The sequence below is a fragment of the Actinoplanes sp. NPDC048967 genome (assembly GCF_040649415.1).
GTDB lineage: Bacteria > Actinomycetota > Actinomycetes > Mycobacteriales > Micromonosporaceae > Actinoplanes.
On sequence record NZ_JBEZFL010000018.1, the window covers coordinates 24,068 to 45,920 of the forward strand.

At 71.3% G+C, this 21,853-nt stretch carries 16 protein-coding genes; 11 read left to right on the forward strand and 5 right to left on the reverse strand.

Annotation, left to right across the window (positions count from 1 at the left end):
* The first annotated feature begins 104 nt into the window (after positions 1-104).
* The 4 genes from AB0C12_RS43580 to AB0C12_RS43595 are packed head-to-tail and all read left to right on the forward strand — an operon-like array spanning position 105 to position 5,102.
* Positions 105-1,154, forward strand: coding sequence for a zinc-binding alcohol dehydrogenase (locus tag AB0C12_RS43580; RefSeq protein ID WP_360557084.1), 1,050 nt, complete (start codon positions 105-107; stop codon positions 1,152-1,154).
* Positions 1,151-1,969: a sugar phosphate isomerase/epimerase family protein gene (locus AB0C12_RS43585; protein ID WP_360557086.1), complete on the forward strand. Its 819-nt coding sequence runs from the start codon at positions 1,151-1,153 to the stop codon at positions 1,967-1,969. The genes AB0C12_RS43580 and AB0C12_RS43585 overlap by 4 nt, the downstream gene beginning before the upstream one ends.
* Positions 1,966-3,243: a trehalase family glycosidase gene (locus AB0C12_RS43590; RefSeq protein ID WP_360557088.1), complete on the forward strand. Its 1,278-nt coding sequence runs from the start codon at positions 1,966-1,968 to the stop codon at positions 3,241-3,243. The genes AB0C12_RS43585 and AB0C12_RS43590 overlap by 4 nt, the downstream gene beginning before the upstream one ends.
* On the forward strand, positions 3,240-5,102 hold the full coding sequence (locus tag AB0C12_RS43595; RefSeq protein WP_360557089.1) for a glycogen debranching N-terminal domain-containing protein: 1,863 nt from the start codon (positions 3,240-3,242) through the stop codon (positions 5,100-5,102). Before AB0C12_RS43590 ends, AB0C12_RS43595 begins: the two co-directional genes overlap by 4 nt.
* Before the next feature lie 83 nt (positions 5,103-5,185).
* On the opposite strand, the gene AB0C12_RS43600 is transcribed toward AB0C12_RS43595, so the two are convergent.
* Positions 5,186-5,764, reverse strand: a complete 579-nt coding sequence (locus AB0C12_RS43600) for an XRE family transcriptional regulator (protein ID WP_360557090.1) — start codon at positions 5,762-5,764, stop codon at positions 5,186-5,188.
* A gap of 91 nt (positions 5,765-5,855) precedes the next feature.
* On the opposite strand from AB0C12_RS43600, the gene AB0C12_RS43605 reads away from it, so the two are divergent.
* Positions 5,856-6,350, forward strand: coding sequence for a DinB family protein (locus AB0C12_RS43605; protein WP_360557092.1), 495 nt, complete (start codon positions 5,856-5,858; stop codon positions 6,348-6,350).
* Positions 6,351-6,415: 65 nt separating this feature from the next.
* Here AB0C12_RS43605 and AB0C12_RS43610 read toward each other — a convergent pair whose 3' ends face one another.
* On the reverse strand, positions 6,416-7,564 hold the full coding sequence (locus tag AB0C12_RS43610) for an ROK family transcriptional regulator (RefSeq protein ID WP_360557094.1): 1,149 nt from the start codon (positions 7,562-7,564) through the stop codon (positions 6,416-6,418).
* A gap of 103 nt (positions 7,565-7,667) precedes the next feature.
* Between AB0C12_RS43610 and AB0C12_RS43615 the strand changes: the two genes are divergently transcribed.
* From AB0C12_RS43615 to AB0C12_RS43635, 5 genes are all read left to right on the forward strand, one after another.
* Complete coding sequence (locus AB0C12_RS43615; RefSeq protein ID WP_360557095.1) at positions 7,668-8,588, forward strand: sugar ABC transporter permease; 921 nt, start codon at positions 7,668-7,670, stop codon at positions 8,586-8,588.
* Positions 8,589-8,597: 9 nt separating this feature from the next.
* Positions 8,598-9,551, forward strand: a complete 954-nt coding sequence (locus AB0C12_RS43620) for a carbohydrate ABC transporter permease (protein WP_360557097.1) — start codon at positions 8,598-8,600, stop codon at positions 9,549-9,551.
* Positions 9,551-10,921, forward strand: coding sequence for a sugar ABC transporter substrate-binding protein (locus tag AB0C12_RS43625; RefSeq protein ID WP_360557098.1), 1,371 nt, complete (start codon positions 9,551-9,553; stop codon positions 10,919-10,921). The genes AB0C12_RS43620 and AB0C12_RS43625 overlap by 1 nt, the downstream gene beginning before the upstream one ends.
* A 75-nt stretch (positions 10,922-10,996) precedes the next feature.
* Positions 10,997-11,770 carry an enoyl-CoA hydratase/isomerase family protein gene (locus AB0C12_RS43630; RefSeq protein WP_360557100.1) on the forward strand — a complete coding sequence of 258 codons (774 nt, stop codon included), beginning with the start codon at positions 10,997-10,999 and terminating at the stop codon, positions 11,768-11,770.
* Between the two features lie 71 nt (positions 11,771-11,841).
* Entirely contained in the window at positions 11,842-13,275 is a 1,434-nt protein-coding gene (locus tag AB0C12_RS43635; protein WP_360557101.1) for a glycoside hydrolase family 76 protein, read from the forward strand.
* 49 nt (positions 13,276-13,324) lie between these two features.
* On the opposite strand, the gene AB0C12_RS43640 is transcribed toward AB0C12_RS43635, so the two are convergent.
* Entirely contained in the window at positions 13,325-16,372 is a 3,048-nt protein-coding gene (locus tag AB0C12_RS43640; protein WP_360557103.1) for a glycoside hydrolase family 9 protein, read from the reverse strand.
* A 207-nt stretch (positions 16,373-16,579) separates the two neighbouring features.
* Here AB0C12_RS43640 and AB0C12_RS43645 point away from each other — a divergent pair, with 207 nt between their 5' ends.
* Positions 16,580-19,885 (forward strand): S8 family serine peptidase, encoded by a 3,306-nt coding sequence (locus tag AB0C12_RS43645; RefSeq protein ID WP_360557105.1) that lies wholly within the window; start codon positions 16,580-16,582, stop codon positions 19,883-19,885.
* Positions 19,886-19,922: 37 nt separating this feature from the next.
* Here the strand turns inward: AB0C12_RS43645 and AB0C12_RS43650 are convergent, their stop codons facing one another.
* Entirely contained in the window at positions 19,923-20,279 is a 357-nt protein-coding gene (locus AB0C12_RS43650) for a nitroreductase/quinone reductase family protein (protein WP_360557106.1), read from the reverse strand.
* 66 nt (positions 20,280-20,345) lie between these two features.
* Positions 20,346-21,821 carry an FAD-dependent monooxygenase gene (locus AB0C12_RS43655; protein ID WP_360557107.1) on the reverse strand — a complete coding sequence of 492 codons (1,476 nt, stop codon included), beginning with the start codon at positions 21,819-21,821 and terminating at the stop codon, positions 20,346-20,348.
* Positions 21,822-21,853: the final 32 nt, after the last annotated feature.

The window sequence follows — 21,853 nt, forward strand, 5'->3', positions numbered from 1 at the left end:
GCGCCGCACTATTGCCCGGCGGCGAGACATAAGTAGGACAGTGATCGGCCGGAAGATTATGCGTTCCGCCACGAATGGCCCGACCGATAGGGTGAAATGTCGGAGTGCCGCAGACAGTGCAGTTCACCTCCCCGCAGTGCGTCGAGGTGGTCGACCAGCCCACCGCGAAGCTCGGCCCCGGCCAGGTACGCGTGCATACCAGCTTCTCCGGCATCTCGGCCGGTACGGAGCTGACCGCCTACCGCGGCACCAATCCGTACCTGAACAGGTCCTGGGACCCGGACCTGCGGTTGTTCGTCGACGACACCAGCGGCCTCAGCTATCCGGTGGCCGGGCTCGGCTACTCCGAGGTGGGCGAGGTCGTCGAGGTCGCCCCGGACGTCGCCGGCGATCCGGGCATCCCCGCGGTCGGCGAGCAGGTGTGGGGCATCTGGGGGCACCGCGCCGAAGCCGTCCTGCCCGCCGAGAAGCTGCGCGGCTGCACGGTCCCGGACGGCCTCGACCCGATCGCGGCGACGTTCGCCCGGGTCGGTGCCGTGGCGCTCAACGCCGTTCTGGCCGCGGACGTGCACCTCGGCGAGACGGTCGCCGTCTTCGGCCAGGGTGTGCTGGGCCTGCTCACCACCCGGCTCGTGCGACTCTCCGGCGGTTCGGTGGTGGCGGTCGACGCGGTGCCGGGCCGCCTCGAGAAAGCCCTGGAGTACGGCGCCGACGCCATCGTCGACGTCCGCGACGGCACGGTGGGTCCGCAGATGCGCCAGCTCACCGACGGCCTCGGCGCCGACGTGGCGATCGAGATCAGCGGGTCGTACCCGGCGCTGCACGAGGCGATCCGCGCGGTGGCGGTCAACGGCCGGGTGGTCGCCGCGGGCTTCTACCAGGGCGAGGGCGTCGGGCTGCGGCTCGGCGACGAGTTCCACCACAACCGCGTACGGCTGATCTGCTCGCAGATCGGCGGGGTCCCGCCCGACGTCGCGGGGCGCTGGGATCAGGTTCGCCTGAACCGCACGTTCCTCAGGCTGGCCGTCGAGGGCCGGATCGACCCGGCCGGGCTCGTCACCCATGTCATTCCGGTGGAAGAGGCGGCGGCCGCGTACCGCATGCTCGACCGCCGTCCCCACGAGGCACTCCAGGTGGTGTTGAAGTTCCCGTGATCAAGCTTTCCTGCCAGGAGCAGTTGCTGCCCGGCCAGACGCTGCAAGAGAAGTTCGAGTTCGCCCGGCGCGCCGGCTACGACGCCATCGAATTGCGCGGACACGGCGACTTCGCGTTCCGCGACCGGCTGCCCGAGTTGCGCCGCGCGGCCCGCGACGGGGTGCTCATGCCGTCGGTGTGCGTCGACATGCGGCACTTCTTCGGCGCCTTCGACCCGGACCTGCGCCGCGACGCCGTCGCCCAGCTCAAGTCGCAGCTGTCGGTGATCGCCGAGGTCGGCGGCCCCGGCGCGGTGGCCTGCACGCCGGCCTCCTGGGGCATGTTCTCCCGGCGGCTGCCCCCGTTCGAGCCGCCGCGCGGCGAGGAGGAGGACCGGGCGGTGCTGCTCGAAGGCCTCACCGAACTGGGTGAGCACGCCGCCCGCGAGGGTGCGACGCTCGTGCTGGAGCCGCTCAACCGCTACGAGGACCACATGGTCAACCGGCTCGAGCAGGCGGTCGAACTGGTCGGCGCGGTGGGCCTGCCGGCGCTGAAGGTGCTGGCCGACACGTACCACATGAACATCGAGGAGGACGAGCCCACGTCGGCGCTGGTCAAGGCGGCCGCGGCGCTGGGTCACGTACAGGTCAGCGACTCCAACCGCTTCCAGCCCGGTGCCGGGCACCTCGACTGGGCGGCGCTGCTGGGCACTCTCGACGCGATCGGCTACGACGGCTACCTGGCCCTGGAGTGCCGGCTGCGCGGCGAACCGGCCACCGCCGTCGCCGCCGTGCCGGGCTTCCTGCGCCGCCACGACGTCAGCGGGCCGGCGTGATCGACCTGGACCGGGGCGCCCGCCGGGTGCTGGCCACGAACTGGCGGCACTGCGCCACCGTGCCGGCCGCCGCTCTCTATCCGCACCAGTGGAGCTGGGACTCGGCGTTCATCGCGATCGGGCTGCGCCACCTGTCCCCCGCCCGGGCCCAGCGGGAGCTGGAGTCGCTGTTCGGCGCGCAGTGGCGGGACGGGCGCGTGCCGCACATCGTGTTCGACCCGCACGTGCGGGCCGACGCCTACTTCCCCGGTCCGGCGTTCTGGCGTTCCGGGGCGGTGCCCGGGGCGCCGGGCGTGCCGACCTCCGGCATCGTCCAGCCACCCGCGCACGCTCTGGCCGCCTGGTCGACCTACCTCGCGGACCCCGCGACGGCGCGCGCCCGCGGCTTCCTGCCCCGGATCTACCCACGGCTGGTCCAGTGGCACCGCTACCTGGCGACCCGCCGCGATCTGAGCGGCGACGGCCTGATGTCGGTCGTGCACCCGTGGGAGTCCGGCATGGACAACAGCCCGGCCTGGGACCTCCCGCTGTCGCGGGTGATCCCGGTGCCGACGACCGAGTTCACCCGGCGCGACCTCAACCACGGTGTCGCCGCGGAACGGCCCACCGACGACGACTACGGCCGCTACGTCCGGCTCGCGCGCGACTACCGGGACGCCGGCTACACCGATTCGTTGCAGGTGCACGGCTTCGCGGTCGAGGATCCGTTGTGCAACGCCCTGCTGGCCGCCGGCGAGCACGCGCTGGCGTCGATGGCGGCCGAACTCGGCCACGACCCGGCGCCACACCTGGCCGCAGCCGCCCGTTTGACCGACGCCCTGGTGTCCACTCTGTACGACCCGGGCGCCGGGATGTTCTTCCCACGTGATGTGCACACCGGCCACCTCATCCAGACCTATTCCGTAGGTGGCCTGGCCCCGCTCATCGTGCCGGGCCTGCCGGTCGCCGCCGAGCTGGTGAAGACCGCGCTGGGTGACCGGTTCCGGCTGCACGAGGCCTGCCCGCTGCCGTCGTACGACCTCACCGCCGCCGACCATGACGCGAGCCGCTACTGGCGCGGGCCGGGGTGGGTCAACACCAGCTGGCTGGTCTGGCACGGGTTGCGGCGGCACGGCGAGACGACGCTCGCCGACGATCTGCGCCGGCGCCTGCTGGACCGGGTGCGCACCGCCGGCTTCCGCGAATACCTCGACCCGCTGACCGGTGCGGGCCACGGCGCGAGCGACTTCAGCTGGACCGCGGCGCTGACCCTCGACCTCCTCCGGACGGCGTGAGCGGACACTCGGTGGTCGCGGGCACGACGTGTCTGCTGACCACCGCCGTCGGCGCCGACGTGACAGGTTCGGCGGTGGACGGCTTCTTCATCGACGACTGCCGCCATCTGTCGCGACTCGTGCTCACCGTCCCGGAAACGGCGATCGCGGAATCGAGCAGCCGGCCGGGCGGCGTCCCAGGACAAGGCGGCAGTGCGCACGCCGGAACCACACCCTTACGTGCGCTGCGTACCGACGCCACCTCGACGGTTTACGCGCCCGAGACGGCCCGCCATGAGGACCCGCCCTACGCGGTCACCCGGCGCCGGGAGGTCCGGCCCGGCCGGCTGGTGGAGTCGCTGGAAGTGACGAGCTTCCTCGGCACATCGCAGACCGTCGAGCTCGGTTACGAGCTGGCAGCCGACTTCGCCGATCAGTTCGAGCTGCGCTCGGCGCGCGCCTTCGACAAGTCCGACGCGCTCCGCCACGCCGCTGCTACCGGGGACCGGCTGGTCTTCACCTACGCCCGCCGTGGATTTGAGCGCACGACAACGATCCGCGCCTCGCCGACCGCACTGCTGTCCACCGGCGGTCTGCAATGGACAGTCATCGTCCCGCCACTGGGGTCGGTGACGCTGGAGATCACGGTGTCGGGTGCGGAGCAGGCGTGCACCGCAGGTTCACCTCCGGCACCTCAGGATGACCTTTTCCGCTGCGTACGGCAGGGTCTCGCCGACCTCGACGCCCTGCGCATGCCGGCACCCGGCGTGCCCGGGGCGGTCGTGCCGGCCGCCGGCGCGCCCTGGTTCCTCACGGTCTTCGGCCGCGACAGCTTGCTCAGCTCGCTCTTCGCCCTCCGCCACCGGCCGGAGCTGGCCGCCGGAACCCTACGGGTGCTGGCCGCCACGCAGGGTCGCATGACGGACGCCGCCCGGGTGGAGGAGCCGGGCAAGGTGATCCACGAGATGCGTCAGGGCGAGCTGGCCACTACCGGTGAGGTGCCGTACGCCCGTTACTACGGTTCGGTCGACGCGACGCCGCTGTTCCTCATGCTGCTGGCCGAGCACCACGAGGTCACCGGCGACGACCTGCCGGCCGAGGAACTCGAGGAAGCGGCGCGGGCCGCCGTGGGCTGGATGCTCGGTCCGGGCGGGCTGGCGACCGGCTACCTGCGGTACCGCACCGACCGGCCGGGCCTGGTGCACCACTGCTGGAAGGACTCCGCCGACTCCATCGTCTTCCGGGACGGCACCCCGGCCGCCGGGCCGATCGCGGTGGCCGAGGCCCAGGGGTACGCCTACCGCGCGCTGCTGGGCACGGCCCGGCTCGCGACACAGGTGTGGGGCGACCCGGCGTGGGCGGCAACGCTCACCGCGGTCGCGGGGGACCTGCGCGACCGGTTCGCCCGCGACTTCCGGCTGCCGGACGGCTTCGTGGCGCTGGCCCTCGACGGTACGGGCACGGCGGTCGACGCGGCGGCTTCGAACGCGGGACACCTGCTGTGGTGCGGGCTGCTGGCCGAGGACTGGGCCGCCACGGTGGCCGACCGGCTGTCCGGGGACGACTTCTTCTCCGGCTGGGGTGTACGGACCTTGGCCGCGGGACAGGTGCCGTACCACCCGATGTCGTATCACCGCGGCGGGGTGTGGCCGCATGACACGGCGATCGCGGTGGCCGGGCTGGCCGCGGCCGGGCGCCGTACCGATGCCGCCCGGATCGCCGACGGACTGCTCGCCGCCGCGTCCTTCGGCGACGACCGGCTGCCCGAGGTGATGACCGGCCTGGCCCGTGAGCGGGGGCGCGGACCGGTGCCGTACCCGCATTCATGCTCGCCGCAGGCGTGGGCAGCCGCCGCTCCCCTGCTGCTGCTGTCGCTCTGAGCCGGCGCCCGAACTCCCGTGCCGCTGCCGCCGTGAGCCGGCGCCCGGGCCCGCTTGCTGCTGTCGTGGGCCGGCGCCCCGGCTCAGGACGCCGATGTGGCGAGATGCACGCGTTCGCCCTGGATGCCGATCAGGGTGAGCAGCTCGGCCGGGCTCTCGTCGGCGCTGCCGATCCAGTGCGGTACGCCGGTGTCGAACTCCGCCGCCTCTCCCGGACCCAGCCGCAGCCGCCGGTTGCCGAGCAGCAGGGTGACGTGCCCGTTCATGACGTACAGCCACTCGTACCCTTCGTGGGTACGCGGAACCGGCTCGCCCCAGACCGACGCCGGCGGGTAGATCACCTTGAACGCCTGGATGCCGCCCGCCCGCCGGGTCAACGGCACGAACGTCATGCCGCGGTACGTCACCGGGCGCAGGTGGATGCGTGGATCGCCGGTGTCCCGGGCGCCCACCAGCTCGTCCAGTGTCGTGCCGTAAGCACGAGCCAGCGGCAGCAGCTGCTCCAGCGTGGGGCGACGCTTGCCGGTCTCGAGCCGGGACAGGGTGCTCGGGGTCAGGCCGGTCTCCTGCGCCACGTCGACCAGCTTGGCTCCGCGAGCCCGGCGGACCTCCCGGAGCCGCCCTGCCACGCCCGCCAGCACGTCGTGCTCCACCTCGTCCATCACCGCAGCTTGCCATTTGGCAACGGGCTTTGCACGTGGTCGCCGGGCCGCGGATGCTCGACTCCAACGCTTGCGATGAGGAGGAGCTGCCATGGGTCAACCGCCCTGGACCCGTGATCTCCGGGTCCGCCTCGACGAGCTGCTCGATCAGCACCGCTGGTCCGCGCACGACAGCTTGAAGGGCATGAGCGAGGACGAGGCCCGAGCTTCCCTGGTCCCGTCCCGGACGACGTTGCTCGGGCTGGTCAAGCACCTGACGTACGTCGAGAGGTTCTATTTCGGGCACGTCCTGACCGGCCGGTCGCTCCGGGAGCTCGGGGTGGCCGCCACCCCGGGCCGCTCGTTCATCCTCCGGCCCGGGGACACCATCGCATCCGTCCAGGCCGCGCATCGCACCGCGTGCGAGGAGTCCCGGGCGGCTGTGCGGGGACTCGGCCTCGAGCATGTGGTGAGCGGCCGGAAAGTGCGGTCGATGTGGGCGCTGTACGTACAGGTGCTGCGGGAGCTCGCCCAGCATTGCGGTCACGCCGACATCCTGCGTGAGCAGCTCCTCGCGGCCAGGCCGCGCCGGGCCAGGACGCCGTGAGCCGGCGGGCGCAGCCGGAGAGCGCCGCTGGAGCAGCGGGCGCGGGAAGCGCCTGATCGCCTCGGTCAGAGAGCGCCCAGGACGTGCTGGACCCCCGCGACGGCCGCACCGCGGGCCCAGTCGTTGAAGGTCAGTGTGGCGGTGGTGATGTCGAGGGTGCAGCGCTGGGTCTCGTCGGCGCCCGGGCGGAGCCGGTCGGCGACCACGTCGGCCAGGGCGGGGGACGCGGCGATCTCGGCCACGTCCTCCCCGGCGAGCACGATCCGGGAGGTCTGCAGCGCCCCGGCGAAGGTGGCGGCCAGGTGGCCGAGGGCCCGGGCGGAGCCGGTGAGCAGCCTGGTGGCGGTACGGTCGCCGGCGGCACGCGCCTGGGCCAGCCCGTCGAAGGTCACGGGTCGGCCGGCCGCGACCGAGGCATGGCGTTCGAGGTCGTCGCGGTTGAGGTAGGAGGCGACGCAGCCGGCGTGCCCGAGCGAACATCGGGGACCGCGGCCGGTGAGGGGCGCGTGGGCGAGCAGGTGGCCGTTGTCGATCAGCTCCTCCACGACGATGCCCTCGCGGACGACGCCGAAGCCGAGACCGGCGCCGACGGTGATCAGGCCGAAGGTGGAGTGGGTGCGGCCGGCCCCGAACCAGAGCTGCTCGCGGGCCAGCGCGGTGACGTCGTTGGTGACGACCACCGGCAGGCCGGTCTCCGCCCGCAGCGGCGTGGCCAGGTCGGTGTCGCGCCAGCCGAGGAAGGTGCCCTCCCGGACGATCGACCGGTTCACGACGACGCCGCCCAGCGACACGGCGATGCCGTCCACCGACGGGACCCGGCGGGCCAGCCTCTGCGCCAGCCGCGCCACGGTCTTCACGGTTGCCGCGACGGGCACCGTTCCGTCACTGCGCCGGCGCGGCAGGGCCGCCTTCGCCGCCCAGCGGACCTCGCCGAACATGTCGCACACGACGCCGTAGGCCCGGTCGGCGGTGAGCTTGCAGCCCACGACGTGCCGGGCACCGGGCACCGCGGACAGGATCTGGCGCGGACGCCCGACCGTGAACTCCGGCTCGACGTCCTGGGTGATCAGGCCGCCGTCGGTCAGCGCGCGGGCCAGGCGGGACATCGACGCGTACGACAGCTGGAGCCGGTCACCGAGGGCGGCGCGGGTCGTCGGCCCGTGCACGAGCAGGTGCCGGGTCACCGCCAGCTCGGCGGTGGAGAGGGGTGCCATGCATCAAGCGTAAATAGTGACCCTTGTCACATCGTGATGCCGGGATTATTTTCAACCTGGCTGAAAGTAAGTCCGGCCGCGACGACGGGCGAAGGAGGATCCGATGGCCCTCAGCATCACCACCCGGCCGGACCGGACCGGCACCCCACGCGCCAGGAGACGGGACGACACCCGGCTGGCGCTCATGTTCATCCTGCCCGCGCTGATCGGCTTCCTGGTCTTCATGGTCTGGCCCACCCTGCGCGGCATCTACCTGAGCTTCACCAAGTTCAACCTGCTGACCCCGCCGGAGTTCAACGGCCTCGACAACTACGTCCGGATGGCCCAGGACCCGGTGTTCTGGAACTCGCTGCGGGTGACGATCTACTACGTCGTCATCAACATCGCCCTGCAGACGGCGGTGGCCCTGGTCATCGCCGTGATGATGCAGCGGCTCACCCGGCGGACCTGGCTGCGGGGCATCGTGCTGACGCCGTACCTGGTCTCCAACGTGGTGGCCGCACTGGTCTTCCTCTGGATCCTCGACTACCAGCTGGGCATCGGTAACACGCTCATCGCCGCGATCGGGCTCGACCGGGTCGCGTTCCTGTCCTCCGACGCCCTGGTCATCCCGACCATCGCGCTGATCAACGTGTGGCGGCACGTCGGCTACACCGCCCTGCTGATCTTCGCGGGCCTGCAGACCATCCCGGAGACGATGTACGAGGCGGGCCGGATGGACGGGGCCAGCGAGCCCCGGATGTTCCGCAGCATCACCGTCCCGCTGCTGCGCCCGGTGCTGGCGCTGGTCCTGATCATCACGGTGGTCGGGTCGTTCCAGGTGTTCGACACCGTCGCCATCGCCACCCGCGGCGGACCGGTCGACTCGTCACGGGTGCTGCAGTACTACATCTACGACGTCGCCTTCGGGCGCTTCCAGTTCGGGTACGCCTCCGCCATGTCGGTCGCACTGCTGCTGGTGCTCGTGATCATCACCTTCGTCCAGTACCGGGTCACCCGGGCCGATACCTCCGACCTGACCTGAGGAGCGAGCATGACCATCGACACCGCTCCCCCGGCCACCACCATCGGACCGGCACCTGTCTCCCCCACCGTCGAACCCCCGGAGCCGAAGCGGTTCAGCGTCGGCCGCGCCCTCGCCTGGACCTTCATGATCGTGGTCATCGCGATCAGCCTGTTCCCGTTCTACTGGATGCTGCGCACCGCGCTGTCCAGCAACAACGCCCTCTACGCCGGCAGTGACAGCCTGCTGCCGGTGCAGCCGTCGTGGGGCGGCTTCGCGCGCGTCTTCGGCCTGCAGAGCGGCCAGGAGGCGATCGACGCCGGCGGCGCCGGACAGCCCATCAACTTCTGGCGCTACCTGTTCAACTCGGTGGTGGTGTCCACACTGGTCACCGTCGGGCAGGTCTTCTTCTCCGCGATGGCCGCGTACGCCTTCGCCCGCCTGGAATGGAAGAACCGGGAGAAGTGGTTCGGCTTCTTCCTCGGCGGCCTGATGATCCCCACCATCTTCACCCTGCTGCCGAACTTCGTCCTCATCAAGCAGCTCGGCCTGGTCGACACGTTGCTCGGCATCGCCCTGCCGAGCATGCTGATGACCCCGTTCGCGGTGTTCTTCCTGCGCCAGTTCTTCCTCGGCATCTCCAAGGAGGTTGAGGAGGCGGCGCTGATCGACGGCGCGTCCAAGGTTCGCGTGTTCTTCCGGCTCATCCTGCCGATGTCCACCGCACCGATCGCGACGCTGGCCATCCTCACCTACATCTCCGTCTGGAACGAGTACTTCTGGGCGCTGATGGTCAGCTACACCGACAAGTCCCGGGTGCTCACCGTGGCGCTCGGCGTGTTCAAGTCGCAGACCCCGCAGACCGGGCCGGACTGGGCGGGCCTGATGGCCGCCACCCTGGTCGCCGCGCTCCCGATGCTGCTGCTCTTCATGGTCTTCGCCAAACGGATCGTCAACTCCATCGGCTTCAGCGGGATCAAGTGATGTCACGTACCTACCGGGCCACCGCGGCCGCCCTCACCCTGACCCTGCTGACCGCCTGCGGAGGTGCCGGCAGCGGCGGCACCACGGGCACCATCGAGTACTGGCTCTGGGACTCCGCCCAGCAACCCGGCTACCAGAAGTGCGCCGACGCGTTCCAGCAACAGAATCCGGGCCTGCGCATCAACATCTCGCAGTACGGCTGGGACTCGTACTGGTCGAAGCTGACCGCCGGCTTCATCGCCGACGCCGCACCGGACGTCTTCACCGACCACCTGGCGAAGTTCGCCCAGTACGTCGACCTGGAGGTGCTGCGGCCGCTGGACGACCTGGCGCCGACCAGCGACCTCCAGGACAGCGACTACCAGCCGGGCCTGGCCGAGTTGTGGAAGGGCAAGGACGGCAAACGGTACGGCGCCCCGAAGGACTGGGACACGGTCGCGGTGTTCTACGACAAGGCAGCCCTGGACGCGGCCGGCGTGGACCCGGCCCAACTGCAGAACCTGTCCTGGAATCCGCAGGACGGCGGCACCTTCGAGAAACTCATCGCGCACCTGACCGTCGACGCCAAGGGCGTGCGCGGTGACGAGCCCGGCTTCGACAAGAACAACGTCAAGACCCACGGGCTGGCGTCCGAGGGGGCCGGCGGCAGCGGCTGGGGACAGACCCAGTGGTCGGCGTTCACCGCCAGCGCCGGCTGGCAGGTCACCGACACCAACCCCTGGGGCACCCGCTTCAACCTCGACCAGCCGGCGTTCCAGGACACCCTGCGGTGGTACTTCGGCCTGGCCGACAAGGGCTTCATGCCGACCTACGCCGAGATCGGCGGCAGCAACCCGATCGGTACGGACAAACAGCTCCAGTCCGGGATCGCCGCCCTGGGCATCAGCGGCTCCTGGATGATCTCGACCTTCACCAAGCTCACCGACGCGGCCGGCCGGAAGCTCGAGATCGGGGTCGCCCCGACCCCGATCGGCCCCACGGGCAAACGCGCCTCGATGTTCAACGGTCTCGCGGACTCGGTCACCACGCTGTCGAAGCAACCGGAGAACGCGGCCAAGTGGGTGAAGTTCCTGTCCGGCGAGCAGTGCCAGAACCTCATCGGCGAATCCGGCGTGGTGTTCCCGGCCCGGCCCGAGGCCACCGAGCTCGCCGTCGCCTACAACAAGAACGAACGCAAGCTCGACGTCACGGCGTTCACGGATCAGGTGAAGGACAAGACGACGTTCCTGTTCCCGGTGACCACCAACGCCGCGGACATCACCGCCCTGCTGCAACCGCGGCTCGACGCCGTCTACCTCGGCAGCAAGCCGGTCAGCTCCCTGACCGAGCTCAACAACCAGCTCAACGATCTGTTCAAGGTCGCCCAGTAGCCGCGGCCGTCGACGGCACGTGGCGGCAACCAGCCCGGTTGCCGCCGGGCGCCCGGCGTCGGCCATCCTGACCTGGTGGAACACAGCGATGACGTAGCGGTGTCCGTCACGGACGGGATCGGGCTGCTCGAACTGCGGCGGCCGCCGAACAACCACATCGACGCCGAGCTGATCGGCCGGCTCGCCGATGCCGCCGGCGCCCTGGACGAGGACGCCGGCTGCCGGGTGATCGTGCTGGCCAGCGAGGGCAAGAACTTCTGCGGCGGCGCGGATCTGGGTTCGGCGGAGTTCGCCGTGGACATGGTGGTCGCCGCCGAGGGCCTGTACCGGCGGGCGGCGCGGCTGTTCGAAGTGCGTACCCCGATCATCGCCGCGGTGCAGGGCACCGCGGTCGGCGGCGGCCTGGGGCTGGCTTGTGCCGCGGACTTCCGGGTGGCCGAGCCGTCGACCCGGTTCGTCGCCAACTTCGCCCGGCTGGGTTTCCACCAGGGGTTCGGGCTCAGCGTCACCCTGCCGGAGCTGGTGGGCCGGCAGTTGGCCACCGATCTGCTGCTGACCGCGCGCCGGGTGGGCGGCGAGGAGGCGGTCGCCATCGGGCTGGCCGATCGGCTGGCCGAGCCGGGCCGGGTGCGCGAGACGGCCCGGCAATGGGCGCGCTCGATCGCGGCGGCGGCGCCGCTGGCCGTACGGTCGATCCGCGCGACCCTGCGCGGCGACCTGCCGCAGCGGGTCCGCCGGGCCATGGAGCACGAGCTGGCCGAGCAGGCCGCGCTGTGGCGGACCCGCGACAGCGGCGAGGGCATCGCCGCGAGTCTGCAGCGGCGGGCACCGGTGTTCCGGGGCGAGTAGGCATTGACTATTAACAATATGTGTACTTTATTAACAGTTACCGAGTGCACCCACCGGCACGGAGGTAACCCATGCGTCAGAAGCCGATCGCGGTCCTCACGATCGCCGTCACCGCCCTCCTCCAGGTTCAGATCGCGTTGCCCGCGCAGGCCGCCACCGTCTGCAACCGTTACTGCGACGCCCGGGATCCGGGCCTCTCCCCCGGCGACCGCGTCGCCACCAGCACCACCCTGTACGGCCGCTCGTTCAAGGTTCACGTCAACGACACCGACGCGATGATCTGGGCGACCGTCGAGAACGGCCAGGCCGGCGACCAGGTCTGGCTGGACCGGTCCTTCGACGGCGGGCGCACCTGGTCGGGCGACAGCCGGCTCGGCGACACCACCGTCCCCGCCGGCTCCGGCAGCGCGCGCACCGCCATGTTCAACGTCGACAACTGGGCCTCGCGCGGCGTCGGCGTGCTGCGCGCCTGCGGCAAGGCCGGCGACCGGCCCGAGCTCACGTGCACCGGCTGGACCCGCAGCAACTGGAACGCGTGGGACCGGCGGACCGCCGCGGCCACCGCCCTGATGATGCGGTTCGACCAGGGCACCGGACTCTTCGACACCAACGGCTGGTGGACCGGCGCCAACGCGCTCACCGCACTGATCGACAACAGCCGGATCAGCGGCATGCACAGCTACGACTACGCGATCGCGGCCACGTACGACAAGAACATCAACGCCCGGCAGGGCCAGTTCCGCAACGAGTATCTCGACGACACCGGCTGGTGGGCGCTGGCCTGGGTGGCCGCGTACGACCGGACCGGTGACAGCCGCTACCTGAACACCGCCCGGGCCGGCGCCGACCACATGTTCAGCTACTGGGACACCCGCTGCGGCGGTGGCATCTACTGGCGTACCGACCGGACCGTGAAGAACGCTGTCGCCAACAGTCTCTACATCCAGCTCAACGCTGCCCTGTCCTTGCGCATCGGCGGCGACAGCGTCTACCGGGGGCGGGCGCAGGCCGGCTGGACGTGGTTCCAGAGCACCGGGATGCTCAACAGCTCGAACCTGGTCAACGACGGCCTCAACCTGAGCACCTGCCGCAACAACGGCGACGTCACGTGGACCTACAACCAGGGTGTGCTGATCAACGCGCTGGTGCAGCTCAACCGGCTGACCGGTGACGCGAACGCGCTGACCGTGGCCCGCCGGGTCGCCGACGCGGCCACCACGAGCACGTACCTCAACACCAACGGCATCCTGCGCGAGCCCAACGAACCCAACCAGTGCAGCGGCGACGGGGTCTCGTTCAAGGGCGCGTTCATCCGCGGGCTGGGCGTGCTGAACGCGGCCGTGGGACGGGCTTACGACGGGTACCTGCGGCGGCAGGCCGATTCCGCGTACGCCAGGAGCCGGACGAGTTTCGACGCGTACGGCAGCCATTGGGCCGGGCCGTATGTCAGTACGAACCACTCCTGTCAGCACAGCGTGCTCGACCTGCTGAACGCGGCTCCCTGAGCAGAGCGCGGGCCCGGCCGACAGGTGCCGGCCGGGCCCGCAGTTCACCTCAGCCGCATGCGGCTCCGTTGAGGGTGATCAGCTCCGGTGCCGGGTTCGGTCCGCCCGGCGTCGTCGCGTTGAAGCCGAGGTACACCGTCTGACCCGGCTGGATCCGGCGATTGACCGCGGTGTTCTTCGCGGTCACCGTGGCACCGGCCTGCGTGGCCTCGGTCGACCACGCCTCCCGCAGCTTCTGACCGCCGAGGAAGGCGAAACGTGCCGTCCAGCCGTCGACCACCGTGCTGCCCGTGTTGGTGATCGCCAGCTGCGCCGTGAAGCCGCCGTTGCCCTGCCAGGGGCCGTAGTTGGTGTACTCGGCCTTGCAGGACGACGCGGCCGGGGCCTGGCCCGTGCCCTGGTCGGCCAGGAACGACGACACCCAGGCGAGCGCCGAGTTCCAGTTGATGGCAACCTCGTTGGTCGCGTACGACTCGATGTGGTCGACGTAGCAGAACTGCGGCTTGCAGCCTTCCAGCAGGTCCTTGGCATAGGGGTCGTCCAGGCCCGCGTTGGCCCCGCCCGCCAGCGATCCGGCCGGCGGATGCGGCAGGCTCGCGTCCGCCTGGTGGGCGAAGATCCGGCTGTGCTGGTTCTGCGACGCGTGCTCGCCCCAGCCGGTGACGTACGACTGGTTCAGCGCGTTGCGGCCGAAGATGTAGTCGACGCCCTGCAGCGCCCCGTCGCGGTAGCCGGCTTTGCCGGTCAGGTCGAAGGCGGTGGCCAGCACCACGACGTTGTTGAGGATGTTGCTGTTGCCGCCCCAGAAGTAGCTCCCGGCGTCACCGGGCATCGGCAGCCCGTACGCCTGGGCCTTCAGGGTCGCCAGGTAGCGGTCCGCCGCCGTGACCACCGACTGGCGGACCCGCTGGCGGTCCGCCGCCGGCAGCAGGTTCGGCACCGTGGCCAGGTCGAGCCGGCCCAGGGCGGCCGTGCTGCCCCAGCCGAAACCCGTGGCCGCGAAGACGTCGCCGGTGTGGTGCGGCGAGGCGGTCAGATCGGTGAGGTACGGCTGCTCGGCCGTGCTCAGGTACAGCTCCGCCGCCGCCCAGTAGAACTCGTCGCTGACGTCGGCGTCGCCGTAGCCACCGCCGCCGCCACCGAGGTCCTGGGCCACCTTCGCGGGGTTGGCCTTCGCCGCGGTGTACGCGGTGCGGGCCGCGGTAAGGCACTTGGTGGCGAACGCCGCGTCGTAGGGCGCGAACAGCCGGGCGCACTGGGCGGCGGTGGCAGCCAGGTTCAGGGTGGCGGCCGTCGACACCGGGTGCAGTTCGCGCTGCTCGGGATCGTCCTCGGGCTGCATCGGGATGCCGGTCCAGTTGGCGTCGTGCATCTTGTGGTGCACCATGCCGGCGAGCGGCTTGCCCGCCGGGACCTGCATGCGCATGAGGAACTCGAGCTCCCACCGCGCCTCGTCGAGGATGTCGGGCACGTCGTTGCCGCGCTCCGGCACCCGCAGCGTGCTGTCCGCCAGAGCGACACCGTGGGCAGCGGTGACGGCCGTCTTGGTGCGTTCGAAGGTGCTCATGAGCTGCTGCACGGCGATGCCGCCGTTGACCACGTACTTGCCGTGGTCGCCGGCGTCGTACCAGCCGCCGCGCACGTCCAGCCGGTAGTCGCAGGCGTTGGCGCGGCACGGCACGTCGGTGTCACCGCGGTTGGGAGCCACGCCGAGGTGGCCGGCCGGGCGGGCGTACTGCTCGCCGACCAGGTCGCCGTCGATCGCGATGCCGCTGCGCTGGATGTAGAAGAACTGCAGGGCGTCCGAGCGCAGTTGCTTGTAGACGGTGCCGGAGATGTCGAACGGGTGGCTGGTCTGCCCGTCGGCGACCAGCGTGTAGCCGGTGCCGGCGGTGCGGAAGCCGGAGAAGTCGATGGTGTGCACGTTCTGGCCCGAGGCGGCGTCCACCCCGCGCGGCGTGCTGGTGCCGTCGGCGACCACGTCACCGGAGGCGTTCTTGAGCTGCCAGCCGAACGCCGTGGTGGCCTCGGTGACCACGGTCGCGTTCTTGGGTCCGGCCGGCAGGTAGCCGACCTGGTTGACGCGGACCCGCGGCCCGGTGTCCGGGGTGTACGGCGGCTCTTCCTCGCCGCCGATCAGCGACACGTTGTCCACGCAGAAACGGTACGCCTCGGCATTGCCACCGACCTGGAAGGCGACCTGACCCGCGGTGGTGTCGGCCGATGCGGTGAAGGTGAACTCCACGTGCTGCGTGGTGGAGGTCAGCGCGACGTCCCGCGACAGGAACGACGTGTACGGCTCGGCGCCCAGCTGGACGGCGGCCCGCACGCTCGCGCCGGGCGTGGCCGAGGCGTCGAACGACAAGGTGTACGAGGACCCGGCGATGAGCGCCACGCCGTTCTGCCCCACGCCGGCGTCCCACGGGTTGGCCAGCCCGGCCGGCACCGCGGTGCACAGCCGCCCGTCGCCGGTTCCGGTGTCCGTGGTGCCGTAGGAGTACCAGCCCGCGGTTCCCTCGGCGAAGTCACCGTTCTCGATCTGCTCCGGCCCGGCCGGCGGGGGCGTGTCACCGTCGCTGGTCAGGCTGACGTCGTCCAGGCAGAAGGTGTAGGCCTCGGCGCTGCCACCGAGCTGGAACGTCAGCGTGCCGTTGGCCGAGTCGAGACCTCCGGTGAAGGTGTACTCGAACTTCTGCGCCTCACTGGTCAGCGCGACGGCCCGGGACAGCGCCGCGGTGTACGGCGCCTCGTTGAGCTGCACGTTGGCCCGGACGGTCACCGCGGTGCTGGCCGAGGCGCTGAAGCTGAGGGCGTAGGCCGCGCCGTTGATCAAGGGAACGTCGTTGTGGCCGAGGCTGACGTCCCAGGCATTGGTGGTGCCGGCCGGGACCTCGGCGCAGAGCCGGCCGCCGACCACGGAGACGGGTGCGTTCTCGGTGGACCACCAGCCGGTGGTGCCGCTGGTGAAGGTGCCGTTGGGGATGTGCTGGACCGGCTCGGCGGAGGCCGGTTGGACCGTCAGCAGGGCCAGGCCGAGGCCGGCCGCGGCGCTCGCCGCGATCAGCCCGGCGGCCCGCCGGCGTCGATGTGGAGTCACGGGGGTCCTCTCAGAACTTCGCGGCCGCTGCCGGAGCGGTGGGACGGCCGCGCAGGGACGGAGCCTGTGGGAGCGCTCCCATGACGCGAATGTTGCCAGCCGGTCAACCAGCCGTCAATCGACCGACGTGATGGTTTGCACCGGTCTGCAAGAGTTACGGCCATCGATGGGCCGGGCCATCGGGCCCGGCTGACGGGAGGCCCTTCCATGCGCCTGCGAAAACTGTCCGCCGCACTGCTCGCCGCCGGGACGGCTGCCGCGCTCACCGCGGTCGTGCCCGCCGCGGCGAGTGCGGCACCCGGTCCGACAGCCCCGCTCGGCCCGGTGACCACGGGATCCACCAGCATCACCCTGATCACCGGGGACCGGGTGATCGTCGCACCGGACGGCCGGACCAGCGTCGAACGCGCGCCGGGCCGGAGCGGTATGCGGTTCGTCAGCCACAAAGCCGCCGGGCACCACTATGTGCTCCCGGTGGACGCGCTGCCCCTGGTCAAGGGCGGCCGGCTCGATCAGCGGCTGTTCGACCTGACCGCGCTGCGCGACTTCGGCTACACCGGCGAGGCTGAACTGCCGTTGCTGCTCGCGTACCCCCGCTCCGGAAACCGCAAGGGACCCGCCGCCGCCCGCGCGGCGACCAGCGGAACGGCCCGCGTCGCCCGCGATCTGGGTGGGGTGAGTGCGCTCGCGGTGCGCGCGCAGCGCACCGCACGGGCCGAGCTCTGGACCTCTCTGACCACGGGTACGGCGGCAGCCCGCACCCTGAGCCCGGGCGTCGAACGGGTCTATCTGGACGGCAAGCGCAAGCTCGACCTGGACGTGAGCGTGCCGCAGATCGGTGCCCCGGCGGCCTGGCAGGCGGGCCTGGACGGCACCGGCGTCACGGTGGCGATCCTCGACTCCGGCATCGACGCGACCCACCCGGACTTCGCCGGGAAGATCGTGGCGGCCGAGAACTTCACCCCCGACCCGGACGCCGACGATCTCGTCGGCCACGGTACGCATGTCGCCTCGATCATCGCCGGCAGCGGCGCGAAGTCCGGCGGCAGGTACAAGGGTGTGGCGCCCGGCGCGAAGCTGGCGATCGGCAAGGTGTGCTCGACCGAATTCTGCGAGGAATCGTCGATCCTGGCCGGCATGCAGTGGGCCGCCAAGACCGCCCCGGTGATCAACATCAGCCTGGGCGGTGGTGACGCGCCGAGCATCGATCCGCTGGAGCAGGCCGTCAACGACCTCACCGCGGCCCACGGTGCCCTCTTCGTGATCTCGGCCGGCAACTCCGGAGCCACCGCGACGGTCGGCTCGCCGGGCAGCGCCGACTCGGCGCTCACCGTCGGTGCGGTCGACGACCAGGACCAGCTGGCCGACTTCTCCAGCCGCGGCCCCCGGGTCGGCGACGACGCCATCAAGCCCGACATCACCGGGCCGGGCGTGGACATCGTCGCGGCCCGCGCCGCGAACGGTCAGATCGGCACCCCGGCCGGAGAGGGCTACGTGAGCCTCTCCGGCACCTCGATGTCCTCCCCGCACGTCGCCGGCGCGGCGGCGATCGTCACCCAGCAGCACCCCGGCTGGTCCCCCAAGCAGCGCAAGACCCTGCTCATGGGCGCGGCGAAGCCGGCCGCGGACGTGGACGTCTTCGGTCAGGGCGCGGGCCGCGTCGACGTGGCCCGCGTGGTGCGCCAGGCGGTTTCCGTGGACGAGGGCAGCATCAGCTTCGGCCGGCAGGAGTGGCCGCACAGCGACGACGTCCCGGTCACCAAGACCGTCACCTACCGCAACGGTGGCACCGCGCCGATCACCCTGGCGCTGTCTCTGATCGACAAGTCCGGCACGTTCTCGCTCGCGGCGACCAGCCTGACCGTGCCGGCCGGGGGCACCGCCACGACCACGGTCACGGCGGACACCCGCGGCGCGGGCACCGACGGCTTCAAGACCGGACAGCTGGTCGCGACCGGCCCCGGTGACGTCCGGGTGGAGACCCCGGTCGCGGTGAACCGCGAGGTGGAGAGCTACGACGTCACGCTGGAGCACCTGGGTCGCGACGGGCAGCCCGCCGAGCACGTCACCTCGCTCCACCGGCTGGACGAGCCGGCCTTCTACGACGTCTTCAGCGACGAGCCGGCCGACAAGGTGCGCCTGCCCAAGGGCGAGTACGGCCTCTTCACCTGGATCTACGGTGCGGACGACACCACCACCATGCTGGTCCAGCCGAAGCTCGTGGTGGACGGGCCGGCGACCGTACGGCTCGACGCCCGCCGCGGGCAGCCGGTGCGGATCACCGTGCCCCGCAAGGACGCCACCGCGGCCCTGGTCGCGGTCAACGCCGACTGGGTCAGCGACGAGTACGGGGTCGGCGCGTCCGCGCTGTCCGACACCGGCGACGACATCTTCGTGGGACAGGTCGGCCCGCGCCGCCAGCAGAAGGGCTTCTACGGGTCGGTCAACGCGGCCTTCGCGAAGTTCGACGAGGCGAGCGAGTCGTTCCAGGACACCCCGTTCACCTACAACCTCGCGTACCTGAAGGAAGGCGCGTTCTACACCGGCTTCACCAAGCGGGTCCGGGCCGGCGAGCTGGCCACGGTGCGGTCCCGCTTCGCCCGGGAGGCCGAGGGCGTCACCGCCGTCAAGCTGAACTGGCCCGACCTCGGGCCGAACATCGGCGGATGGGCCGCGGGGCTGCCGTTCGGGCTGCCGTCGAAGCGCACGGAATGGCTGAGCACCGAGGGCCGGACCACCTGGTCGGGCGAGTTCGACCAGGAACGGCAGACGGATCCGGACAGCTTCCCCGAGCTGCTGAGCATCGCGTTCTCGCCCGAGAAGCGCTACCACGCGGGACGCGCCTACGCCGAGGACTGGAACCGTGCGGTCTTCGCCCCCTCGGTCGCCGGGGACCTCGACGCGGCGCTGCGGATCGAGAACCTGATCGTGGCCGGCGTCCCGCTGTTCGGTGACGGTGCGGGCCACTGGGGCGACGCGCGCCCGGAGACGGCACGGACCGCGCTGTACTCCGGCGGCAAGCTGATCGGCGAGGAGCCGTCCGGCTATGCCGAGTTCGAGGTGCCGCCGGGCAACGCGCAGTACCGGCTGGAGCAGTCCGCCACTCGTGGAGCACCGTTCCGGCTGTCGACGTCGGTCAGCGCGGTGTGGACGTTCCGTTCGGCGACGACGGCCGGGGAGACTCCGACGCGTCTGCCGCTGTCGAGCGTGCGCTTCAGCCCGCGGGTGAACGAGCTGAACGTGGCGCCGGCGGGTAAGGCGTTCCTCATCCCGGTCACCGTAGGACGGACGTCCGGGTCGGCGGCCAGGCCCAACCGTACGCTGACCGCCGAGTTCTCGACGGACGACGGGCGCACGTGGCACCCGGCCACGGTGCGCGGGACGGGCGACCGGCGGACGGTGCGGGTCACCAACCCGGCTGCGGGTGGGTTCGTGTCGTTGCGGGCCAACGCTACCGACGCCGCGGGCAACACGGCTGCGGTGACGGTGCTGCGGGCGTACGAGGTCGGCTGAGGTCAGGAGGCGGTGGGTCAGGTGACCCACCGCCTCGTCAGCTGTCGAGGATCACGGCGACCGTCACCCGGCCCTTGTCGTCGCGGTGGGAGGTCGCGTGGCCGGTCCGGTCCGTGCCGTCCAGGTGCAGGGACAGGGGTGCCCCCGCGCCGAGGAAGTTGCGCCACCAGGTCTTGGCCTCGGGCATCCGGACGCCGATGGTGATCTGGTCGCCGTCGCGGCGGTAGCCGACCGGGATGGTGAACGTGCGGCCGGAGCGGCGTCCCGTGTAGGTCAGCAGGACGATCTTGCGGCCGACGAAACGGCCCCAGCGTGGGGATGCGGTCAGGGCGGCCATCCGCTGGTTGACCGGGGCGGCGAAACGCACCAGCGAGGCACGGGAGAGTGACGGCATGCGGCGGACGCTAGCGGAACACCTCGTCCGTTTCGCCGAAGTGAGACAGGTGCCGGTGCGTTCGCCTCAGTAACCCGCGCTCATCGCGGTGATCCGCGGGTGGTGGGCCACGCCGGCGAGGTAATTGTCGGGGCGTACCAGGAAGGTGGCCGGGGCGCTGACGTCGTATGCCTCGTGGGCGTGTCCGTCGCGGTCGACGACGGCCCCTTCGGCGGCCGGGGCGCCCGGCCGGACGATGTGGTGGATGTGCAGGTCCGGTGATTCCGGCGGGAGGTCGGCGTCGGGCGCGTCGAAGACCAGCAGTGTCCGATGCGGACCGCGGAGGAGGTCGAAGACACGGGTGGATCCGCAGGGCGCGTCCGGCGCCCGGTCACCCGCATGCAGCCGACCCGACGCGCTCCGCGTCCCGTCGGCCAGCGGCCCGTCCCGGTAGGTCAGGGACAACTGCCGCAGCACCGGATCGTCGCGGCGCATCGCGTCCTCGGCGTTCTCGGCGTGCCGGCGGTGCAACCGCGTGCTGATGCCGAGCACCTCGGCCGCTACCGGCAGTCGCTCGGCCTCGTAGGTGTCGAGCAGCGCGTCATCGCCCGCGGCCAGCTTCCAGCCCAGGTTGAAGGCGTCCTGGATCCCGGTGTTGAGGCCCTGCCCGCCCGCCGGTGAGTGCACGTGAGCGGCGTCGCCGGCCAGGAAGACGTGGCCGACCCGGTAGCGGTCCACCATCCGGATGTTGGCCCGGTACAGCGAGGTCCACCCGACCTGCGTCAGGCTGACCTGAGCCTGAACGTCGTCGACGAGGCGTTGCAGGGCCGCCGGTGCGAGGTCCTCCGGATCGGGCCTCTCGGCCAGGGGCGCGGTGAGCTGGAAGTCTTCGGTGCCGGGCAGCGGGCACAGCCCCAGGCGCAGAGAGTTCGGCTGGGCGCCGGGCCACACGTGCCAGCGGTCCCGGTCCAGGCCGGTCAGCCGGACGTCGGCGATCAGCATCCGCTCGGTGTCGTGGGTCTCGCCGGCGAAGCCCACCCCGAGCGCGCGCCGGATGGTGCTGCGGCCGCCGTCCGCGGCGACGAGGTACGTCGTGGTCACGCGCTCGCCGGTGCTGAGGGTGACGTCAACTCCACCCTCGCGCTGGGTGAAGCCGGTGACCTCGACGCCGAGCTCGACCCGGCCGCCCAGCTCGGCCAGCCGCCCGGTCAGCAGTTCCGCGGTGCGCCACTGCGGCACCATCAGGATGTTGGGGTACGGCACCGCGGGGGTCGGGGCGTGCAGCTCGGCCATCCGCCGCGTCGTCGTGGCGCCGCCGGGCAGGTGGATCAGCAGCTCGGGATAGTCCCCGCCGAACTCACGGAACCGGTCCAGCACGCCGAGGTCCTCGAGGATCTCCTGGGTCCGCGGCTGCACCCCCTTGCCGCGCGAACCGGCGTACGGCGTCGGCGACTTCTCCACGATGCGGAACGGCACCCCGCGCCGCGCCAGGTCGATGGCCAGCGTGAGCCCGGTCGGACCGGCGCCCGCGATCAGTACGGTGAATCTTGATTCAGTGAACATGAATTCACCATAGGGTGGCTGGTAGCGTGCGG

Coding starts and splice junctions, on each gene's coding strand:
- AB0C12_RS43605 (WP_360557092.1), top strand. CDS start 5,856: ATGGGTCAACCGCCCTGGACCCGTGATCTCCGGGTCCGCCTCGACGAG.
- AB0C12_RS43615 (WP_360557095.1), top strand. CDS start 7,668: ATGGCCCTCAGCATCACCACCCGGCCGGACCGGACCGGCACCCCACGC.
- AB0C12_RS43620 (WP_360557097.1), top strand. CDS start 8,598: ATGACCATCGACACCGCTCCCCCGGCCACCACCATCGGACCGGCACCT.
- AB0C12_RS43635 (WP_360557101.1), top strand. CDS start 11,842: ATGCGTCAGAAGCCGATCGCGGTCCTCACGATCGCCGTCACCGCCCTC.
- AB0C12_RS43610 (WP_360557094.1), bottom strand. CDS start 7,564: ATGGCACCCCTCTCCACCGCCGAGCTGGCGGTGACCCGGCACCTGCTC.
- AB0C12_RS43645 (WP_360557105.1), top strand. CDS start 16,580: ATGCGCCTGCGAAAACTGTCCGCCGCACTGCTCGCCGCCGGGACGGCT.
- AB0C12_RS43650 (WP_360557106.1), bottom strand. CDS start 20,279: ATGCCGTCACTCTCCCGTGCCTCGCTGGTGCGTTTCGCCGCCCCGGTC.
- AB0C12_RS43625 (WP_360557098.1), top strand. CDS start 9,551: ATGTCACGTACCTACCGGGCCACCGCGGCCGCCCTCACCCTGACCCTG.
- AB0C12_RS43600 (WP_360557090.1), bottom strand. CDS start 5,764: ATGGACGAGGTGGAGCACGACGTGCTGGCGGGCGTGGCAGGGCGGCTC.
- AB0C12_RS43655 (WP_360557107.1), bottom strand. CDS start 21,821: ATGTTCACTGAATCAAGATTCACCGTACTGATCGCGGGCGCCGGTCCG.